Source organism: Ideonella alba (genome assembly GCF_018069875.1).
GTDB classification, from domain to species: domain Bacteria; phylum Pseudomonadota; class Gammaproteobacteria; order Burkholderiales; family Burkholderiaceae_C; genus Ideonella; species Ideonella alba.
The window spans coordinates 1-15298 of the sequence record NZ_JAGQDF010000019.1 but is presented as its reverse complement, the minus strand read 5'-3'; the positions used below and the strand labels follow the sequence as shown (position 1 = coordinate 15298).

Sequence of the window (15298 nt, the reverse complement as noted above, 5' to 3'; positions counted from 1 at the left end):
TTTCACGGCGCCGGCTCACCTGCCGGCCCTGGCCAGGAGCGCTTGCCCTTGCAGCGCCCGGCTTCTTGCCGGCGGCGCCGCGCTGTCACCCCACATCTGCTGTCGGACCGTGGCTTGCCAGGGCAGTCGGTGAACGATGGCATTGAGGAGGAGGATCTGCTCGCGCTCAGCCAACGTGCAGCCGTCATTCCCCAGCACCTTGGTGTTCGTTACGATGTTCATCGGTGCCAAGAGCAACAGGATCTCGCCATGCGTCACCCAGTCCCAGCCAAGGTGAACGTCGCCCGAGCGCCACAGCGTGAAACCGTAGGGTATTTCGGCGTCCGGGTCGTCAGGATTCACGTCGGTGTCGACATGATTGAATTCAAGCTGGAAGAGGGTTTCAGCATAGGTGTTGAGGTCGCTCTTGGCGAAGGCAAGTAGGTTCAAGGAATTTCCTTCCTGATGTCCTGTGGTTTGTGGCCACGGTCTGGGCAGATTGCTTGACAATTCGACCTCGGTCAACCCGCCCGAGTAGGTAGGGCGGTTCGCCTTTGTGGGAGTTCGCGGTGCTTTTTTCCGACTTTTTGCAGCTGGCAAGGTCATCCTCGATTGCTGAGTTGCAAGAACGCCTTGTTGCGTTTGCACACGACTTCCAGTTTGCAACCATCACCGCCGTTCTGGTCGTGGAGAAGCCCGTCGGCCCGCCGGCTTTTCGGTCGATAGGCAATACGCCGGAAGGTTTCCTGAAGGCGTACACGAACGTGGCGTCCTCACGCCGCGATCCGGTGCTGGCCGCGCTCAAACGGGTCAGTACACCGGTGCTGTGGGACCGCCGGACGTACGAGGAGGCGGGTGCCCACGATCTGTTCGAGGAGCAGTCCGCATGGGGCTATCGGCATGGCGTGGCCATTGCCACCCACCTGCCCAACGGCCAGCATCTGCTCGTGGGCGTGGACCGGTCGGATCCTCTGCCCAACTCCGACGCCGAGCTGACCCGGCTGATTGCAGACCTCCAGCTCACGCTCGCCTACGCCCAGGACGCCGCCGTCAGGCTGCTGGGCGTGGAGGCGGCCCCGGTCAGCACCTTGACCCCCCGCGAAGTCGAAATCCTGAAGTGGACGATGGAGGGCAAGTCAACCTGGGAGATCGGTCAAATACTCTCGATCTCGGCCAACACGGTCAAGTTCCATTTGAAGAACGTTACCGCCAAGCTCGACTGCGCCAGCAAGCACACCGCAGCAGTCAAAGCATCTCGCTTGGGATTGTTGGACCCACGCTAGGACCTACCTAGTTGGGTAGTGCACCGGTGGGCACCGAATTGATGTAATTCACCCCATGCCCGGTTCGGGATTAACTCTGTGAGGGTGAAATGGATCTGTTTGCAATCATCATGGAATATCTCTGCGACCTTCCCCGCGGTGGGGGCTGGTAAACAGAATAACCAACCTGTGGCGCAGGGAGAAACCGCCGAATCCCTCCTCCTGGCATCGCGCCAGGAACATTTGCCCGGCGAGTTGAATACTTGTCCGGGCCTCTTTTTCTTGGGCTGACGTCGACTGGGAAAATAGAGTTGAACTCTACGATTTCGATGGCTGAGCTGATCAGAATGGCTATCCATGTAGCAGCCGCCATCGACCGGGGCCTCGGCCGTGATTTCACGTCCGAGGCCTTTTACGCTGCCGTCTCGCGCCAAGACCTGGTGGGAGAAATCCGAACCCGCTTCGGCGCTGAGCTGAGCCTGGCGGAGCTGGGCGCTGATCCCTGGCGTGTGCTGGCCTTTGAAGGATTGATCGCCGGCGCGCTGCCCCACTACGGACGCAACAGGCGCCGCTCGGTGACCGAGCCCACCGGGCTGTGCATGCTGCTGGCCTGCCTGCTTGAGCAGGTGGACAAGCACTCGTCCATGCAGGGACGGCGACGCGACGAGCGGCGCGTTCCCCTGCTGGAGGTCCTGCTGGGATAGGTCGAACCAGCTCGAAGAGCATCGCCACTCGCTCATGCCTCTGCCCATTGGCAGCGGCCCGCACGTGTGGTAATTTCTGGCTCGCTCATGCCAATCTTTGAGCCGCTGACCGCGTCACCGTCGCCCCGACCGCACAGGCCTTCTGAGAAGTGCGGCAGTTGATCTCCCCGATCAGCTCGAAGGTGTGATCGCAACCCGCGCCGGGAGTCCATCCCGGTTTGGGGATGCTCTCGGCTTCTTTCTTTCATCCCCCGAAAGGAGCCCTCCATGGCTGACACAGCCCTCTGCCTTGCGTCCGCGTCGCCTGCCGACGATCAACGCACCATCCTCCCGACACTCGTGCCTGGCCACCTGCGCTTGGCATTCTTGCCACGCGTCTTCGGACCGCGACACTACGGCCAGGCTGAAGCCGAGGTGTACGGCTGGATGGGCAACCTCTGCCCCGAGTACCACGGCGGCTATTGGCAGTTCTATGACCTGTCCAACGGCGGCTTCTACCTGGCGCCCGAGGCCAAGGTCACAGCCGACCAGGCCGGTCCCGTCTTCGTCGTTCGTGCGCCGAACGGCTTTGAGGAAACGATGAGCTACAACGCCGCCGGCATCACCGCCACGCTGTACGCGATCAACAGCCTGATCTGGAAGGGCGCCGACCACCTGGAAGACGCCTTCTACAAGCTGCGCGACTTCGCGATCGAGCACCGCGAGAGCCGCCAGATCCTGCGCGCCATCGACTGAGCCAGCATCCGCCAACCGCCCGACCTTGAGCGGGCTACTTTCAACCCAGCAGGGAACAACCAGCCCCTGCAAGGGGCTGCCCCTGCTTCCCTATTCAAGGAGGCACCATGCCCCAAGTCCAAGAGCTGCAGGCGCTTGTCCTGCGCCTGCCTGAGGGAGGCCGTCCCAGAGGCCTCCCCGGAGAGCACTACTACCTGCCCATTGTTCGCGATGAGGGCCGCCGATGGTCAGCCCTGTGCCCCGGCATCCACTGGATGTACGCGGGCGAGGTCATCCGCAACATCTGCGCAGGCCGCGCGGTTGACGTGGTCGATGGGTCCCTGTCGGTGCACGGCGAGCGTCGCATATCCCCCGAGCGCTACATCGCTCGGTGGCGCGACGCGATCGCGCACAGCATGGACATCCGTGCGGTCGGTGCGAACAAGGGGGTGCAGCCCACCGCGCTCTTCGAGTTCGATCGCCGCGCGATCGCGCTGGCGCGCTGCTTATGGTCGAACGAGCCCGAGGGCGGCCTGGCCAACCTGCTCGATCTCTACGCCGACTCCACGACCCCCGTCAGCTGGGTTCGCGATGGCGAGCCCGTCGATCCCCCCGACGCCTTGCGCGTCGCCGTGGATCTGACCACCGATCTCGGCTCGCAGCACGCCTGGTGGCTGCAGGACTACCTGCGTCCGCGCGGCGAGAACCCGTACCCGCTCAAGGTGTCGATCGAGTTCCCGGCGGCCACGTCGGTGCGCGAGAGAACCTGGGCACCGAGCTTTCTGAACCCCATGGCCACGACCCTGGAGCCGCAGTGTCTGACCAAGGCCGCCTGACGGCATGAAAGGAGACGTGTGATGAGCTATCGCATCGAGTACCAATGGATGTGCCTTCCGATCACCGCGAACTTCGCGGAGGGTCTGTCTGAGACGCACTACGTCATCGCGATCGAAGGCGGCTGCAACAACCTGACTACCGTGGACCGCGACGGACGCGAGCGGCGTTCGCGCGAGTGGGAAATCGGCATGATCGGCACCGAGCGACAGATCTTGCGACAGACCACGCGGTTCGCCAGCGCCTGCGAGGGCGCGATGCTCAGACCCCGGGGGAGGACATGCACGCCGGAGGCCTACATCCGGCGCATCCGCCGCCTGCTGAAGACGCCCAAGGGTCCGTCCTGGACGCTGGGTCACCTGGGTCTGGGCGCCCGCCTTCCAGCGGCTCATCCGCTGGTCAGCGGTGCCGAGGAACCAGGCTTCAGCTACTTCCCAGAACGGCGCTTCGGCGAAGACTTCGTCAAGTTGATTCCGACCTGGCGGGACCAGTGGGCACGGTACTTCGAGCTGCTGGGGCCCTACCTGGACGACTTCAGCCTGTCGCCCTGGTCGACGGGTCACATCCACCTGATGCCGGGCTCCTGAGCCCCTTCGAGATCACCAACCCTTGGGGCGAGCGCCGTCAGGCCTCGCCCCGTCCTTCATGCAAAGGACCAGCACCATGAGCTACAGCGCTTGCGATCTTCAGGCTGACGTTGATCGTCTGCTCGATCGACTCTCCCTCGAAGTGACCGGCGACGATGAAGATGGCTTCACGATCCGCCGCGGTCACTCAACGGTACACACCAACCAGGGTACCTACTTCGACTCAGCGGCCGAGGCCTGCGGCGCAGCCCTGCAAGGGCTGTTCGATCACATCGAGGACCTGCTCAGCGCAGCCAAGGCAGTCATTGGACGCTGGGAACGTGGCGACCTGGCCGAGGCGGTTCGCGAGCTGGACGTGTGCGTCCGAGTTCTGGATGAGCGCGCGCCAGGCGAGGCTGGCCAGGACAAGGTGTCGGATCGCCTGAAGGCACGTCTCGCACACCTGGTGCGCGACGGTCTGAGCTTCGGGGACTGCGTGCAAGCCTTCGGCGTGACCGAGCAACAGGATCCGGCCGTCGGGCTGGCTCGTCGCCTCATCCACCAGGAAGGTGACATCGAGATCGAGACCACCACCGTGGTCAGCAGGGACGAAGGCGACGGCGCCTACGTTCTGGCCTGGGCCCACGTGCCCGAAGACGAGCGGGCACCCAACAGCGCCGGCTGAACCCTTTCGACTGACCTGCCCCGAGGGCCGCCCCTCGGGGTGGCGCCTTGGGGTCCCGACTTCAAGGAGCCATCATGGACATCTTCACTCGCAGGCTCGGCCTGCACCGCGGCGCGCCGCGCCTCTACCTGGACACCCCAGCGCTGTCGCGAGCCGGCTTCCTGCCGGGAGCCTCGATCCGAGTCCGATCCGACCCCGAAAACGCACGCGTGGTGGTAGAGGTCTGTGACGATGGCGACCGACGCGTCTCCCGAAAGACCCGTGGGCACGCCGAGACCCTGGTGCCAGTGATCGACCTCAACAGCCAAGTGGATCTCGGGCCGATCGCTGGCTACGGAATCGTGCGAGTGGTCTTCCAGCAGCGCGCCATCCATATCCTGGCCACGGCATGCCATGCCCGAAGCCATGAGCGCGCCCTGCGTCTGTTTATGCGCCTGCGGGACGGCCAGCCTCTCAGCTGTGCCAGCATCGCCTTCGGCGTAGGCATCACGAGTTGGGCTCTGCACGAGGGCTTGGCTGATGCCGGCGTGCGAGCGTCACTCCGCCTTGCCAATGAGATCGACGAAGATCTGGTAGATCACGGGATCCGGGTCCATCCACTGATGGACGGGGACACCGTGGTGGTCAACGCACCCATGCAAGATGCCGTGGCGGACGCATGGCTGTTGCAGCGTATCGGCCATGTCGACGTTCTCGAAGCAGGTATCCCCTGCTCGGGCGCCTCGCGCGCCGGCGTGTCCAAGAGAGGCCTGCAGCGGATGGAGGATCACCCGCTGGTGGGCCACCTGGTGGCCGCTGTCATCCAGTGGATTGCCGCGCTGCAGCCGGCCATCTTCTTCGCAGAGAACGTGCCCGACTACCAACGCACGGCCAGCGCCTCCATCCTGAGGTCCTGGCTGCGCGATGCGGGCTATGTGGTTCACGAGGCCGTGCTGGATGCGGTGGACTTTGGCAGCGTGGAAGGCCGGCGACGCTGGTTCCTTGTGGCCGGCCCTGCAGAACTGGCCTTGCAACTGCATGACCTGGCATCGCAATCGCGGTCTGCTGGGAAACTGGAAGCACTGCTGGATGCCGTACCTGGTGATGACCCATGCTGGCGGCCGGTGGTCTACCTGAAGAGCAAGGAGCAGCGCGACGCCGACAAGGGCAGCGGCTTCTCGATGCAGTGGCTCACGCCGCAGTCGACCCGAGTGCCCACGCTGCGCAAGGGTTACCACAAGGGTGGATCCACCGATCCAAGGTTGCTGCACCCAAGCGACCCAGGGCTCTCGCGCTTGTTGACACCGAGAGAGCACGCCCGGATCAAGGGCGTGCCCGAGCACCTGATCGGCGGCCTATCGGCCACCGCGACCCACGAGGCACTGGGGCAAGCGGTGGACACCAGGCCTGTCCGTGCGCTCGGTCGATGGCTCGGCCGCGCGCTGGCCACCATGGCAGAGCCCGCAGTCGGCAAGCCTTGCGCCACTGTCGAGTTCGACAGCATTGCCGCCTGATCGGGAGATCCGCGGCGGGTGGGTAGGGAGGGCGCTGAAGAGGCGTCCTCCCCGCTCTCCAGCATTGCCGTACACGTCTGCTCGACCCAAAGGCGGCGATGCAGCGGAGGACTAAACCGCTCTCGCGGTAGGCGACCTCGATGCGTTGAGACGGTGGTCGCGGCATTGGGTTGTGCGAAGTTGAATAGCGAGGCGATTGGCCTCGTTGATCAACGGAGCTGCAACCATGGACACCACCACCCCGGCGGTCTCGCCGCTGCGTCAACGCATGCTCGAAGACATGCGCATGCGCAAGCTGGAACCCAGGACCCAGGAAGCCTACATCCGTGCCGTGCGCAAGCTGAGTGCGTTCCTTAAGCGCTCGCCCGACACGGCCACGGTCGAGGATCTGCGCAATTTCCAGCTGCATCTTGTCGACACCGGCACCTCGCCCATCACGCTCAACGCGACGCTGACGGGCTTGAAGTTCTTCTTCGACACGACGCTGGGGCGCAGCGAGCTGATGGTGCGCATGCAGCCAGTGAAGCTGCCGCGCACGGTGCCGGCAGTGCTCAGCGTGCAGGAGGCCGCAGCGCTGTTGGCAGCCACTCGCAACATAAAGCATCAGGCGGCGCTGTCGGTGGCTTACGGCGCTGGCCTGCGCGCCAGCGAGGTGTGTCGACTCAAGGTCGGTGACGTGGACAGCCAGCGCATGGCACTGCGCGTCGAGCAGGGCAAGGGCGCCAAGGATCGCTACGCCATGCTCAGCCCAGTGGTGCTGGCACGGCTGCGCAGTTGGTGGCGAGTGGGCCGTGCTCAGGGCAAGATGCTGCCCGGCGGCTGGCTCTTCCCTGGTCTGGACCCAATGGATCCGCTGACGATCCGCCAGCTCAACCGTGCGGTGCACGACGCTACAGCGGCCGCCGGCATCACCAAGCGCGTGACGACACACACGCTGCGCCATTCGTTCGCCACCCACTTGCTGGAGCGCAAGGTCGACATCCGCGTGATCCAGGTACTGCTTGGCCACAAGCGCCTGGAGACCACATCGATCTACGCCCACGTAGCCACCGACTTGCTGCGCGAGGTGCTCGGCCCGCTGGAGCAGACGCCGCCCGCCTGAGACGGCGGCAGTGCAGCGGCCTTGTCTGGAGGTCGCCGACATCTTCCGAGAGCACGGCCCAGCCTGGCGCGAGGCGCAACGCGGCCACCTGAGCCTGGCGCAGCTCAAGGTCATGTCGGCCATCACCCAATGCCGCACCGCGGCACTGGGCGGCCATGTATTGCGCTGCGAGGCCTGCGGCACCGAGCAGGTCTCGTACAACTCCTGCCGCAATCGGCACTGCCCGAAGTGCCAGAGCTCAGCTGCGCAGCGCTGGCTCGACGCCCGGCAGGCTGACCTGCTGCCGGTGGAGTACTACCACGTAGTCTTCACGCTGCCAGCACCCATCGCCGACATCGCCTACACGAACAAGGCCGCCGTCTACGGGCTGCTGTTCGACATGGCCGCCGAGGTGTTGCAGACCATCGCCATGGATCCCAAACACCTGGGCGCCAGGATCGGCGCCACGCTGGTGCTGCACACCTGGGGTTCGGCGTTGACGCACCACCCGCATGTGCATGGCATCGTCCCGGGAGGCGGGCTCGCGCCGGATGGCACGACATGGCTGGCCTGCCGGCCGGGGTTCTTCCTGCCGGTGAGGGTGCTGTCTCGGCTGTTCCGGCGTCGCTTCCTGGAGGAGCTGCTGCGGCTGCATCAGGCTGGCCGGTTGAAGTTCTTCGGTGAACACGCCAGTCTGGTCGACGCCGCCGAGTTCCGCGCTTGGCTGGCGCCGCTGCGCCGCATCGAGTGGGTGGTCTATGCCAAGCGGCCCTTCGCCGGGCCGCAGGCGGTGCTGGCCTACCTCTCGCGCTACACCCACCGGGTGGCGATCTCCAACCGCCGACTCGTGGCCATGGATGACCACGGCGTGCACTTGCGCTGGAAGGACTACCGGGCCAAGGGCCGCACGCGCTACAAGACCATGACGCTGTCGCCGCAGGAGTTCATGCGCCGCTTCCTGCTGCACGTGCTGCCCGGTGGCTTCCACCGCATCCGGCACTACGGACTTCTGGCCAATGGCAGCCGCCGAGCCGACCTGGCCAAGGTGCGCCAGGCGCTACAAGTAGAGCCCAAGCCTGCAGCGCAAGATGCCGTGGCGCTGGCTACGCCATCACCTGTCTTCGTGTGTCGCCACTGTGCTGGCCCCATGCAGGTGGTACAGACCTTCCTGCGCGCACAGACCTGCCTGCGCGCAGAGACCATCCGCGGGCCGCCGACATCATGAACCGCCGCAACACGACCCTCGTTGAGATGTCGACAAGCCGCAGACGCGCCTCGGCCGGGATAGCCTGCGCCGCCAGTTCGTGCAAGCCTTCCACGGGCCTCAAGACGCTTCTTGAAGCTTGCTCGGTCAGGCCTCAGCGCAAGAAGGCAGCCGTGCAATGGACACCACCAGGCCACTGCCGGCGCCATCCAGTGAACGTGCCGAACCTGCAATCCCCATAGGCCGACGCGTCAAATCAACGCCCGTGGCATGCGCCGCGGTTTCCTCCCTCGAGGCTTGTGCGACACCTGCCCTCAGGTCAGCATCGGCTCGATGCGCCGCCGCCTGCGCGGGCAGGTATCCCACAACCCTAAACAATGGTGGTCGTCGACTCTGTCCGCCTTGAGGCCCAGATTCAGGCTATCCGGCATAGTGGCTGGCAAGTGACTCACGTTCACCTAACTGCGGCGCAGGAAGTGCTTGCCAAGCGGTATGGGAAGCGGCGTAACAAGGCAAGGGAGCTCGGCTCCTATGCGGCGCTATCTGAGAGCGAGACCGAGCGTAACGTCGAGGAGCTGGGAAAGACCGCGGACGTTGTCATCAATACGGACAGATGCAACCTTGACGACGTCTACGCTCGGGTCGCTTCGCGCTTAGAGACGCGACCAGTCACTGCGGCTCCACTGGTCGACGTGTTGATTGGCGGTCAATACGGGAGCGAAGGCAAGGGAAACATCGTTCATTTCCTTGCGCCCGAGTACGACGTGCTCGTGCGAGTTGGTGGACCCAATGCGGGACACAAAGTCTGGCAGCGCGGGGGAGAGGCGTTCACCTTCCATCAGGTTCCATCAGGGGCGATTGCAAACCCGAGTGCCAAGCTCATTATTGGTGCTGGTGCGGTTGTCAGCCTCACCGTCTTGAGAACAGAGATTGCAAAACTTGGCCTGGACATCAATAGGTTGATGATTGACCCACGGGCGATGGTCATTGAGGATGAGGATGTTGCCTGGGAGAACGCCCAGTTGCGCAACGAGATTGCATCGACTGCGCAGGGTGTCGGCAAGGCGACCGCTCGCAAAATCATGCACCGCTATCCGAACAGCGATGTGCGCCTTGTTAAGGACGTCCCTGCGCTCGAACACTATGTCGGCGATACGATTGAGTTTTTCGCGCAGTGCTTGTCGGAGGGCAAGCGCATCATGCTCGAAGGCACTCAGGGCACATCGCTGGGCATCCACCACGGGCCGTATCCGCACGTGACCTCGCGGGTCACCAGCGCGCCAGGCTGCCTCGCTGAGGCGGGCTTGTCTGCGCGTCATGTGCGCAAGGTCGTGATGGTGTGTCGCACCTACCCGATTCGCGTGGGCGACACCGACACCGGCAAGACCTCTGGGCCCATGAGCGCGCCCATCAATTTGAAAGTCATCCACCAGCGCTCGCGCATTCCCCTCAAGGAGCTTGAGAGGACAGAGCGCACGTCGACGACAAACAGGCCTCGTCGTATCGCCGAGTTCGATTGGGCGCAGCTTCGGCGGTCGTTGCTCCTGAACGGTCCCACCGATATAGCGCTCACGTTTGCGGACTATTTGGGCGTGGAAAACCGCGAAGCCTACCGATACGAGCAGCTGAACGAAGAGACCCTTCGCTTCGTTGAGGAAGTCGAAAAGGTTTCCGGCGTGCCCGTCTCTCTCATTTCTACCGCGTTCAATGACCGTAACGTCATCGACCGGCGTCTTTGGTAGCCACTCGTGACTCCTGAACAACTTATCGCACTCTATCCGCGCGTCTATCACATGGCGGAAGCAGGCAGTTGGCCCAGTATCCGTGAGCACGGGTTGCTCAGCTCCAATGAGGTGACTCGGCTATCGGGCGCTACTGACCCAGCGGCAACGCATCTGCGTCGTGGGCATCGTGCTCAGAAGGTGCCCGTGGACGTGCCTGGCATCGGAACAATCGTATTGCGTGACCAAATTCCGATGGAGCCCGCACGCATTCAGCGGGCCCTTCCAGAAGGCGTATCGGCTGCCGACTGGTACGAGCTCATCAACGAGCGCGTTTTCTTCTGGACGGCTGAGGAACGCTTGCACCGTCTGCTAAACGGCCGGCAATATGGCCACCTCGAACACGACGTCTTGACTCTCAACACGGCTTCGCTCGTTGCCGCCCACGGCGACCGGATTCGCCTTTGCCACATGAACTCTGGCAACACATTTCCGGCCATGACCAGACGTGGCCCGGAAATCTTCAAGGAGCTGGCTGCCTACGAGATGAACACCCGCGGCCATCCTCGCAAACCTGTTGTGGAACTAACTGTGTTGCAAGGCGTGCCGGATATCGCTGCTCACGTCGTTGACGTTCGCAGGATGCGCGGCGAGGTTGTGTTGCGGCAGATTCCTCGGTGAAGCATGAGCGCTGGTGCGGGAGGCGACCGAGTGGTTCTCTTGCTCAGCGGACCAGTGGCGGTCGGAAAGTCGAGCGTAGCCACAGAGCTTGTGGCGGCGTTTGATTTCGAACGTGTGAGGTCTGGCGCGTTTCTACAGAGGCGAGCCGTGGAACTCCATCGGGCGTCTGACCGCGCAGGCCTGCAAGCGCTCGGCGACGAACTCGATGAGGCCACCGACTACCGTTGGCTGGTCGATGAAGTGGCACTCCCGACCTTGCGGGAGCGAGCTGACCAGCAGAGGTGGCTCATCGACGCTGTTCGCAAACAGCAGCAGGTTGAGCATTTCAGGCGAGCCATTTCGGGCTCGGTGTTCCATGTTCATCTCGACGCATCGGAGTGCACGCTGCGGGCGAGATTCGAAAGCCGCATGCTCGCTGGGGAGGAATATTTGGGAGCAACGCCGTATGACATGGCGATACAGCATCCGAACGAGGTGGCTTCCCGTGGGTTGAGGGACGTCGCGGACGCCATAGTGTTCGTCGAAGGCAAGACTGCGGCTGAAGTGGCAGCGGAGATTGCGGGCGTACTCACCACGCCTGGCTAGCTCTCGCTCGGTTGCGGTTCCTTGGCCGTCGTCACCTACTTCGAGTACGCACCACGCTTTGAGACGTACGAGCCGCGGGCGTCGTACTTCCGGCCGGCATCCCAATCAGGGCGAACGTAGAGCATGTCGGACTGCAGGTAGATGAGAACAAGCGCAGTTCCGGCGGTGCTGGCAATGCACTGTTCCCGAACTTCGTACTTTTCAGCGTCATCGTTCTGGAACCATGCATCGGCCGATTGCTTTCCGAGGCCGCGGCACTCCTTCCCGTGGTTAAGGAAGTCGTACGTGAACGAGTCCTCGTCGAGCTTGTCGTTGAGAATCCAACGCCGCGGAACATCGGCCGCAGGTATGGCCCAGCGTCGCCCACCCTTGTCGTAGCAAGCGACGATAACCGGCAGCGTGTTGATGCCAGCCAACCGCAAGGACGTGGCCATGATGCTAGTGTCGAACTCACCCGCCAATTTGGTGAGCTGCTGAAACGTAGGCTGCCCGAGCTGTGCGACCAGCGGATTGAAGATGGGGCGTGGCATCAGCAGATGGGCGGCGAACGCATCGGCCTCCTTCTCGAACGCCTTGTTCGACGCGAGGTTTGCGCTCGGGTCATCAACACGACACTGGAAGGAGCGGCCTCTGTGAAGGTGCCAGTGTCCAAGCTCGTGTGCCACCGAAAAGCGTTCCCGGCCGCGCACGCCAGACGGATTGATGGTCGCAATGGCACGGTCCTCGAAGCCTGCCAGCGAGGCTTCGCAACCCGTCATTTCCTCGTAGACGACTTCAACACCTGAATCAAAGGCAATCGCCTCGACGTCGAGCTCGCCGGGAGTGCTGATGCCTAGCTCTGAGACAAGTGCCTCAGCGCGTTCGCCGGGAGTCATCACTTCATTGTTCCATCGTCGCCTGGTTGCAGAGACCTGAGCTTTGCGTACAACTTGATGGCCTCGTCGTCCGATAGGTCGCCAAGGTTACGTGCAGCCACGGTAAATCTCACGTCGTTGGATGCCTGAGCAATGAACCGACGAGCTTCCGCGGCGGACACGACTGGGGCATCTGCGTGCGGTCGAGACTTCAGGTTCGCGTAGCCAGCTCGAGCTGCAGCCATCCTTGAGCGGCCAGCGGCAGCTTTGGCCGATTGAAGCAGCCGCAGGCCGTTTGCCTGAACCGCCGCTGGATCGTGCCCTTCCAGCAAGTGCTCGTCGGGCGTCGCAATGAGTTCATCGGTCAAGGCGTCGATGAAGGTATCAAATTCGTTCTTTGGCTTGGTCATTTCGGTCTCCGGTCGGGGTCCAGCGCTGCCAACCTGCGCAGCAACCTGTTTCGAGCGGCGTCATATTTCTTCGCGTCCCAGCCCAATGCCTCTCTCGCCTCGGCACCGCGCAGGCCGTCGGCCCACACCATAACGAGGTACTCCAGTTCCTGGTCGCCGCCAAGCGCCGCGTAGACGGCGGCCATCTGCTGCTTGCCGGAAACTTCGTCTTCCGGCGTCACGGTGGCCTGGCCATGGGCCACCGGCGTTTTATCGGCTTCCTCAGCCTCGAAGGGTTCGACGACCACGTTCTCGTCGATGGGGCTGGCCTTGTTGTGCTTGCGAGTGTTGCTGGCCACGCTGCGCATCGCGGTCTTGAGCACCACGAGCGGGTGCAGGCCACCCGGCCAGCTGCGGGTACCGGCCACCAAGCTGGTCAGGGTCTCTTGCAGCAGGTCCATCGGCATCCACCCGGTCAGACCGCCGCAAAAGCTGGCGGCGATGTGCTCCGCACGCTTCCAGTCGGCTGCGCTGAAGGCGCTGATGGTGGCCTCGACCTCGGCGGGCGTCAGGGGTTTTGGGGGTTCGGGAATCGCAGACATAGACGGGGCCTCCCTCCCTGGGACTCTCCAGCAAGCGGCCGTGGACACCAAGCGACGAAAAATATTTTTTGATGCCGGCGTCCACGGCGCCGTTCTCGGGAGTCCTTCTGGGTAAGGGGACGGTTCTGCGCCATCCCCCCCAACAGCCTAAAAGGAGTCCTAAACATGCAGATTAACCGTAAAACCCGCAACATCTCCAAGTACCTGAAGCATCTCCAGCCGTCCGAGCTGTACGTGCTCGGTCTGGCCGTCCACCCCGGCGTCGAAGGCCGCCTCGCGGCGCTCGGCTTCGATAGCCCGCTCGTGCCCGGTCAGCGCCTGCTGGCGCCGGCTCGAAGGGGGCCTGCGTCCCGCCGCAACGCTGAAGGCTACGACATCATCCACCGTGACCAGCCCATGGAGACTTCCTACCGCCAGGTCGTCTGGCGCTGGACCCAGTTCGCCGGTCGCCAAACCGAAGAGATGGAAAAGCTGGTGGACGTGCCCTACCAGCGCTACCCGCGCACTCACGTTCCGCCCTACAGCTTCGAGCTGGAAGTCAAGGTACGCGGTGATGGCCAGGTCTACGTGGTCGCCGGCCCGTTCTCGAACGACGAGGCCAGCGTTGTCGTCGCCACGAACACCGCTAACATGATGCGGGAAGCCCTCGGCGGCTTCGAGGTTCTGGACAAGGACCCGACCAACTGGGTCAGCGCCCCGGTGCGACGCCTTTACTGGCAGCTGCTGCCGCCCGGCAAGAACCCGTGGCAGTCGGCGGTTCCGGCGCTCGAGCAGATGGTCGAGCGTGCTCCTGCCGGCAACCAGGGTGTGCTGCGAGCTCGCATGTCCGCGGTGGGCGAAAAGAAGCCCGACTTCGTGGCCATCGGCGTCGGTGGCTTCGAGGGCTACTGCGTTTTCGGTTTCGTCGAGCAGGGGCTGTGCGTCCTCGAATGCCCGCAGGTCAATAACGCCACCTACGTGCTGCCGATGGAGTCGTGGGAGACGGTGTCCCAGATGTCGAAGGCGGAAATCCTGGATGCCCGGGCGCACAAGGCTCGCATCGTCCATACGCGCGCCTGGTTCGACGCGCTCGATGCGGTTCTCGACGCCGGCCGCAAGGCTGCGTGACGGCCGCTCGAGGGGCGGCTCCGGCATCGCAAAGTACGCCCCAGACCCCACCTATCCATCCGCCGGTGAGCGTGACGGTGCCCGTTGTTAGGGCACCGTCACGAGATTGTCGCTAGGTCATTTGATGAGCTACCGATTGCACTAGGGTTGTCCGATGAGTTCACCGTTGTATAGCCTCAACCGCCTCGCGGCCATCTACGCCACCGCCTACGACTACGAGGAGCCCACGCTCGCATTCGAGGCTGCAATCGGCCAAGGCAGGCTTCTCTTCATGATGTTCTTCTCCGACGAGGACAACCGCCGTCGAGCTCAGCACTTGAGCCAGACTAGAGATTGGTCTATCGCTTGAGCTGAGATGTCATGGCTGCGCCGGACTCGGACTTCAGATGGGCGGCTGCTTTGCAGCGAGGCTGTGTGAAAACCCGGCTTGGCAGAAGCGATCGATTGCCTAGAGTCGTGGACATATCGACTGCGGGAGCCGGTATGCCGAGGTTCATCGAAGGCGAGGACCGATACCAGGTCACGCTGCTTCCCGAGTCCCTCGATGACTTCATCGCTGCGGACAACCCGGTGAGAGTGATCGACGCGTTCGTCGATGAACTCGACCTCGAAGTCCTCGGCTTCGAGGGGGCGAGACCGGCGTTGACGGGTAGGCCGTCGTATCACCCGGCCGTTCTGCTGAAGATCTACATCTATGGCTACCTCAACCGGCTGCAGTCGAGCCGACGTCTCGAGCGCGAGTGCTATCGAAACGTCGAGCTATTGAGCCGGCATCAAAGTGTTGAACTCAAGCCGCATACCGAACCGGCTCATGCTCGAAGTAGCTCTTGATCCGCT

18 protein-coding genes and 1 pseudogene are annotated in these 15298 nt (G+C 63.4%); 15 read left to right on the top strand and 4 right to left on the bottom strand.

Annotation, left to right across the window (positions count from 1 at the left end):
• Positions 1–15: 15 nt before the first annotated feature.
• Positions 16–429, bottom strand: a complete 414-nt coding sequence (locus tag KAK07_RS23440; RefSeq protein WP_210863427.1) for a DUF4902 domain-containing protein — start codon at positions 427–429, stop codon at positions 16–18.
• A 119-nt stretch (positions 430–548) separates the two neighbouring features.
• On the opposite strand from KAK07_RS23440, the gene KAK07_RS23435 reads away from it, so the two are divergent.
• The 12 genes from KAK07_RS23435 to KAK07_RS23380 all read left to right on the top strand — a co-directional run bounded on the left by KAK07_RS23435 (position 549) and on the right by KAK07_RS23380 (position 11509).
• The gene (locus tag KAK07_RS23435; RefSeq protein ID WP_210803147.1) at positions 549–1262 is read left to right on the top strand and encodes a LuxR C-terminal-related transcriptional regulator; all 714 of its coding nucleotides are present in this window, start codon (positions 549–551) and stop codon (positions 1260–1262) included.
• 308 nt (positions 1263–1570) lie between these two features.
• Positions 1571–1945 (top strand): hypothetical protein, encoded by a 375-nt coding sequence (locus tag KAK07_RS23430; RefSeq protein ID WP_210803148.1) that lies wholly within the window; start codon positions 1571–1573, stop codon positions 1943–1945.
• Between the two features lie 357 nt (positions 1946–2302).
• Entirely contained in the window at positions 2303–2680 is a 378-nt protein-coding gene (locus KAK07_RS23425; protein ID WP_247652914.1) for an antirestriction protein, read from the top strand.
• Positions 2681–2787: 107 nt separating this feature from the next.
• Positions 2788–3495 (top strand): hypothetical protein, encoded by a 708-nt coding sequence (locus KAK07_RS23420; protein WP_210803150.1) that lies wholly within the window; start codon positions 2788–2790, stop codon positions 3493–3495.
• 21 nt (positions 3496–3516) lie between these two features.
• Positions 3517–4080, top strand: a complete 564-nt coding sequence (locus tag KAK07_RS23415; RefSeq protein WP_210803151.1) for a hypothetical protein — start codon at positions 3517–3519, stop codon at positions 4078–4080.
• Positions 4081–4156: 76 nt separating this feature from the next.
• Positions 4157–4744, top strand: a complete 588-nt coding sequence (locus KAK07_RS23410; RefSeq protein WP_210803152.1) for a hypothetical protein — start codon at positions 4157–4159, stop codon at positions 4742–4744.
• 74 nt (positions 4745–4818) lie between these two features.
• Positions 4819–6237: a DNA cytosine methyltransferase gene (locus tag KAK07_RS23405; RefSeq protein WP_210803153.1), complete on the top strand. Its 1419-nt coding sequence runs from the start codon at positions 4819–4821 to the stop codon at positions 6235–6237.
• Positions 6238–6463: 226 nt separating this feature from the next.
• Positions 6464–7339, top strand: a complete 876-nt coding sequence (locus KAK07_RS23400) for a tyrosine-type recombinase/integrase (protein WP_210863425.1) — start codon at positions 6464–6466, stop codon at positions 7337–7339.
• Positions 7340–7349: 10 nt separating this feature from the next.
• Complete coding sequence (locus tag KAK07_RS23395; protein WP_210863423.1) at positions 7350–8543, top strand: IS91 family transposase; 1194 nt, start codon at positions 7350–7352, stop codon at positions 8541–8543.
• Between the two features lie 356 nt (positions 8544–8899).
• On the top strand, positions 8900–10264 hold the full coding sequence (locus KAK07_RS23390; protein ID WP_210804680.1) for an adenylosuccinate synthetase: 1365 nt from the start codon (positions 8900–8902) through the stop codon (positions 10262–10264).
• Between the two features lie 6 nt (positions 10265–10270).
• The gene (locus tag KAK07_RS23385) at positions 10271–10924 is read left to right on the top strand and encodes a DUF7002 family protein (RefSeq protein ID WP_375140911.1); all 654 of its coding nucleotides are present in this window, start codon (positions 10271–10273) and stop codon (positions 10922–10924) included.
• Between the two features lie 3 nt (positions 10925–10927).
• A complete protein-coding gene (locus KAK07_RS23380) occupies positions 10928–11509 on the top strand; it encodes an AAA family ATPase (RefSeq protein ID WP_375140912.1) in 582 nt (193 codons plus the stop codon).
• 35 nt (positions 11510–11544) lie between these two features.
• On the opposite strand, the gene KAK07_RS23375 is transcribed toward KAK07_RS23380, so the two are convergent.
• Genes KAK07_RS23375 through KAK07_RS23365 form a run of 3 tightly spaced genes read right to left on the bottom strand, consistent with a single transcriptional unit; the run spans position 11545 to position 13354 of the window.
• The gene (locus tag KAK07_RS23375; protein WP_210804682.1) at positions 11545–12384 is read right to left on the bottom strand and encodes an ImmA/IrrE family metallo-endopeptidase; all 840 of its coding nucleotides are present in this window, start codon (positions 12382–12384) and stop codon (positions 11545–11547) included.
• Positions 12384–12773, bottom strand: coding sequence for a hypothetical protein (locus tag KAK07_RS23370; protein ID WP_210804683.1), 390 nt, complete (start codon positions 12771–12773; stop codon positions 12384–12386). Before KAK07_RS23370 ends, KAK07_RS23375 begins: the two co-directional genes overlap by 1 nt.
• Complete coding sequence (locus tag KAK07_RS23365; RefSeq protein ID WP_210804684.1) at positions 12770–13354, bottom strand: RNA polymerase sigma factor; 585 nt, start codon at positions 13352–13354, stop codon at positions 12770–12772. The genes KAK07_RS23370 and KAK07_RS23365 overlap by 4 nt, the downstream gene beginning before the upstream one ends.
• A gap of 165 nt (positions 13355–13519) precedes the next feature.
• Here KAK07_RS23365 and KAK07_RS23360 point away from each other — a divergent pair, with 165 nt between their 5' ends.
• The 3 genes and pseudogenes from KAK07_RS23360 to KAK07_RS23350 all read left to right on the top strand — a co-directional run.
• On the top strand, positions 13520–14461 hold the full coding sequence (locus KAK07_RS23360) for a hypothetical protein (protein ID WP_210804685.1): 942 nt from the start codon (positions 13520–13522) through the stop codon (positions 14459–14461).
• Positions 14462–14615: 154 nt separating this feature from the next.
• Complete coding sequence (locus KAK07_RS23355; RefSeq protein ID WP_210804686.1) at positions 14616–14810, top strand: hypothetical protein; 195 nt, start codon at positions 14616–14618, stop codon at positions 14808–14810.
• Positions 14811–14944: 134 nt separating this feature from the next.
• A pseudogene (locus KAK07_RS23350) lies at positions 14945–15226 on the top strand (transposase); the annotation flags it as partial.
• Positions 15227–15298: the final 72 nt, after the last annotated feature.

What these genes read in the sequence shown, in the direction of transcription:
- KAK07_RS23375 (WP_210804682.1), bottom strand. Translation starts at nt 12,384, where the DNA reads ATGACTCCCGGCGAACGCGCTGAGGCACTTGTCTCAGAGCTAGGCATC.
- KAK07_RS23430 (WP_210803148.1), top strand. Translation starts at nt 1,571, where the DNA reads ATGGCTGAGCTGATCAGAATGGCTATCCATGTAGCAGCCGCCATCGAC.
- KAK07_RS23420 (WP_210803150.1), top strand. Translation starts at nt 2,788, where the DNA reads ATGCCCCAAGTCCAAGAGCTGCAGGCGCTTGTCCTGCGCCTGCCTGAG.
- KAK07_RS23400 (WP_210863425.1), top strand. Translation starts at nt 6,464, where the DNA reads ATGGACACCACCACCCCGGCGGTCTCGCCGCTGCGTCAACGCATGCTC.
- KAK07_RS23360 (WP_210804685.1), top strand. Translation starts at nt 13,520, where the DNA reads ATGCAGATTAACCGTAAAACCCGCAACATCTCCAAGTACCTGAAGCAT.
- KAK07_RS23410 (WP_210803152.1), top strand. Translation starts at nt 4,157, where the DNA reads ATGAGCTACAGCGCTTGCGATCTTCAGGCTGACGTTGATCGTCTGCTC.
- KAK07_RS23390 (WP_210804680.1), top strand. Translation starts at nt 8,900, where the DNA reads ATGGTGGTCGTCGACTCTGTCCGCCTTGAGGCCCAGATTCAGGCTATC.
- KAK07_RS23380 (WP_375140912.1), top strand. Translation starts at nt 10,928, where the DNA reads ATGAGCGCTGGTGCGGGAGGCGACCGAGTGGTTCTCTTGCTCAGCGGA.
- KAK07_RS23405 (WP_210803153.1), top strand. Translation starts at nt 4,819, where the DNA reads ATGGACATCTTCACTCGCAGGCTCGGCCTGCACCGCGGCGCGCCGCGC.
- KAK07_RS23370 (WP_210804683.1), bottom strand. Translation starts at nt 12,773, where the DNA reads ATGACCAAGCCAAAGAACGAATTTGATACCTTCATCGACGCCTTGACC.
- KAK07_RS23365 (WP_210804684.1), bottom strand. Translation starts at nt 13,354, where the DNA reads ATGTCTGCGATTCCCGAACCCCCAAAACCCCTGACGCCCGCCGAGGTC.
- KAK07_RS23355 (WP_210804686.1), top strand. Translation starts at nt 14,616, where the DNA reads ATGAGTTCACCGTTGTATAGCCTCAACCGCCTCGCGGCCATCTACGCC.
- KAK07_RS23415 (WP_210803151.1), top strand. Translation starts at nt 3,517, where the DNA reads ATGAGCTATCGCATCGAGTACCAATGGATGTGCCTTCCGATCACCGCG.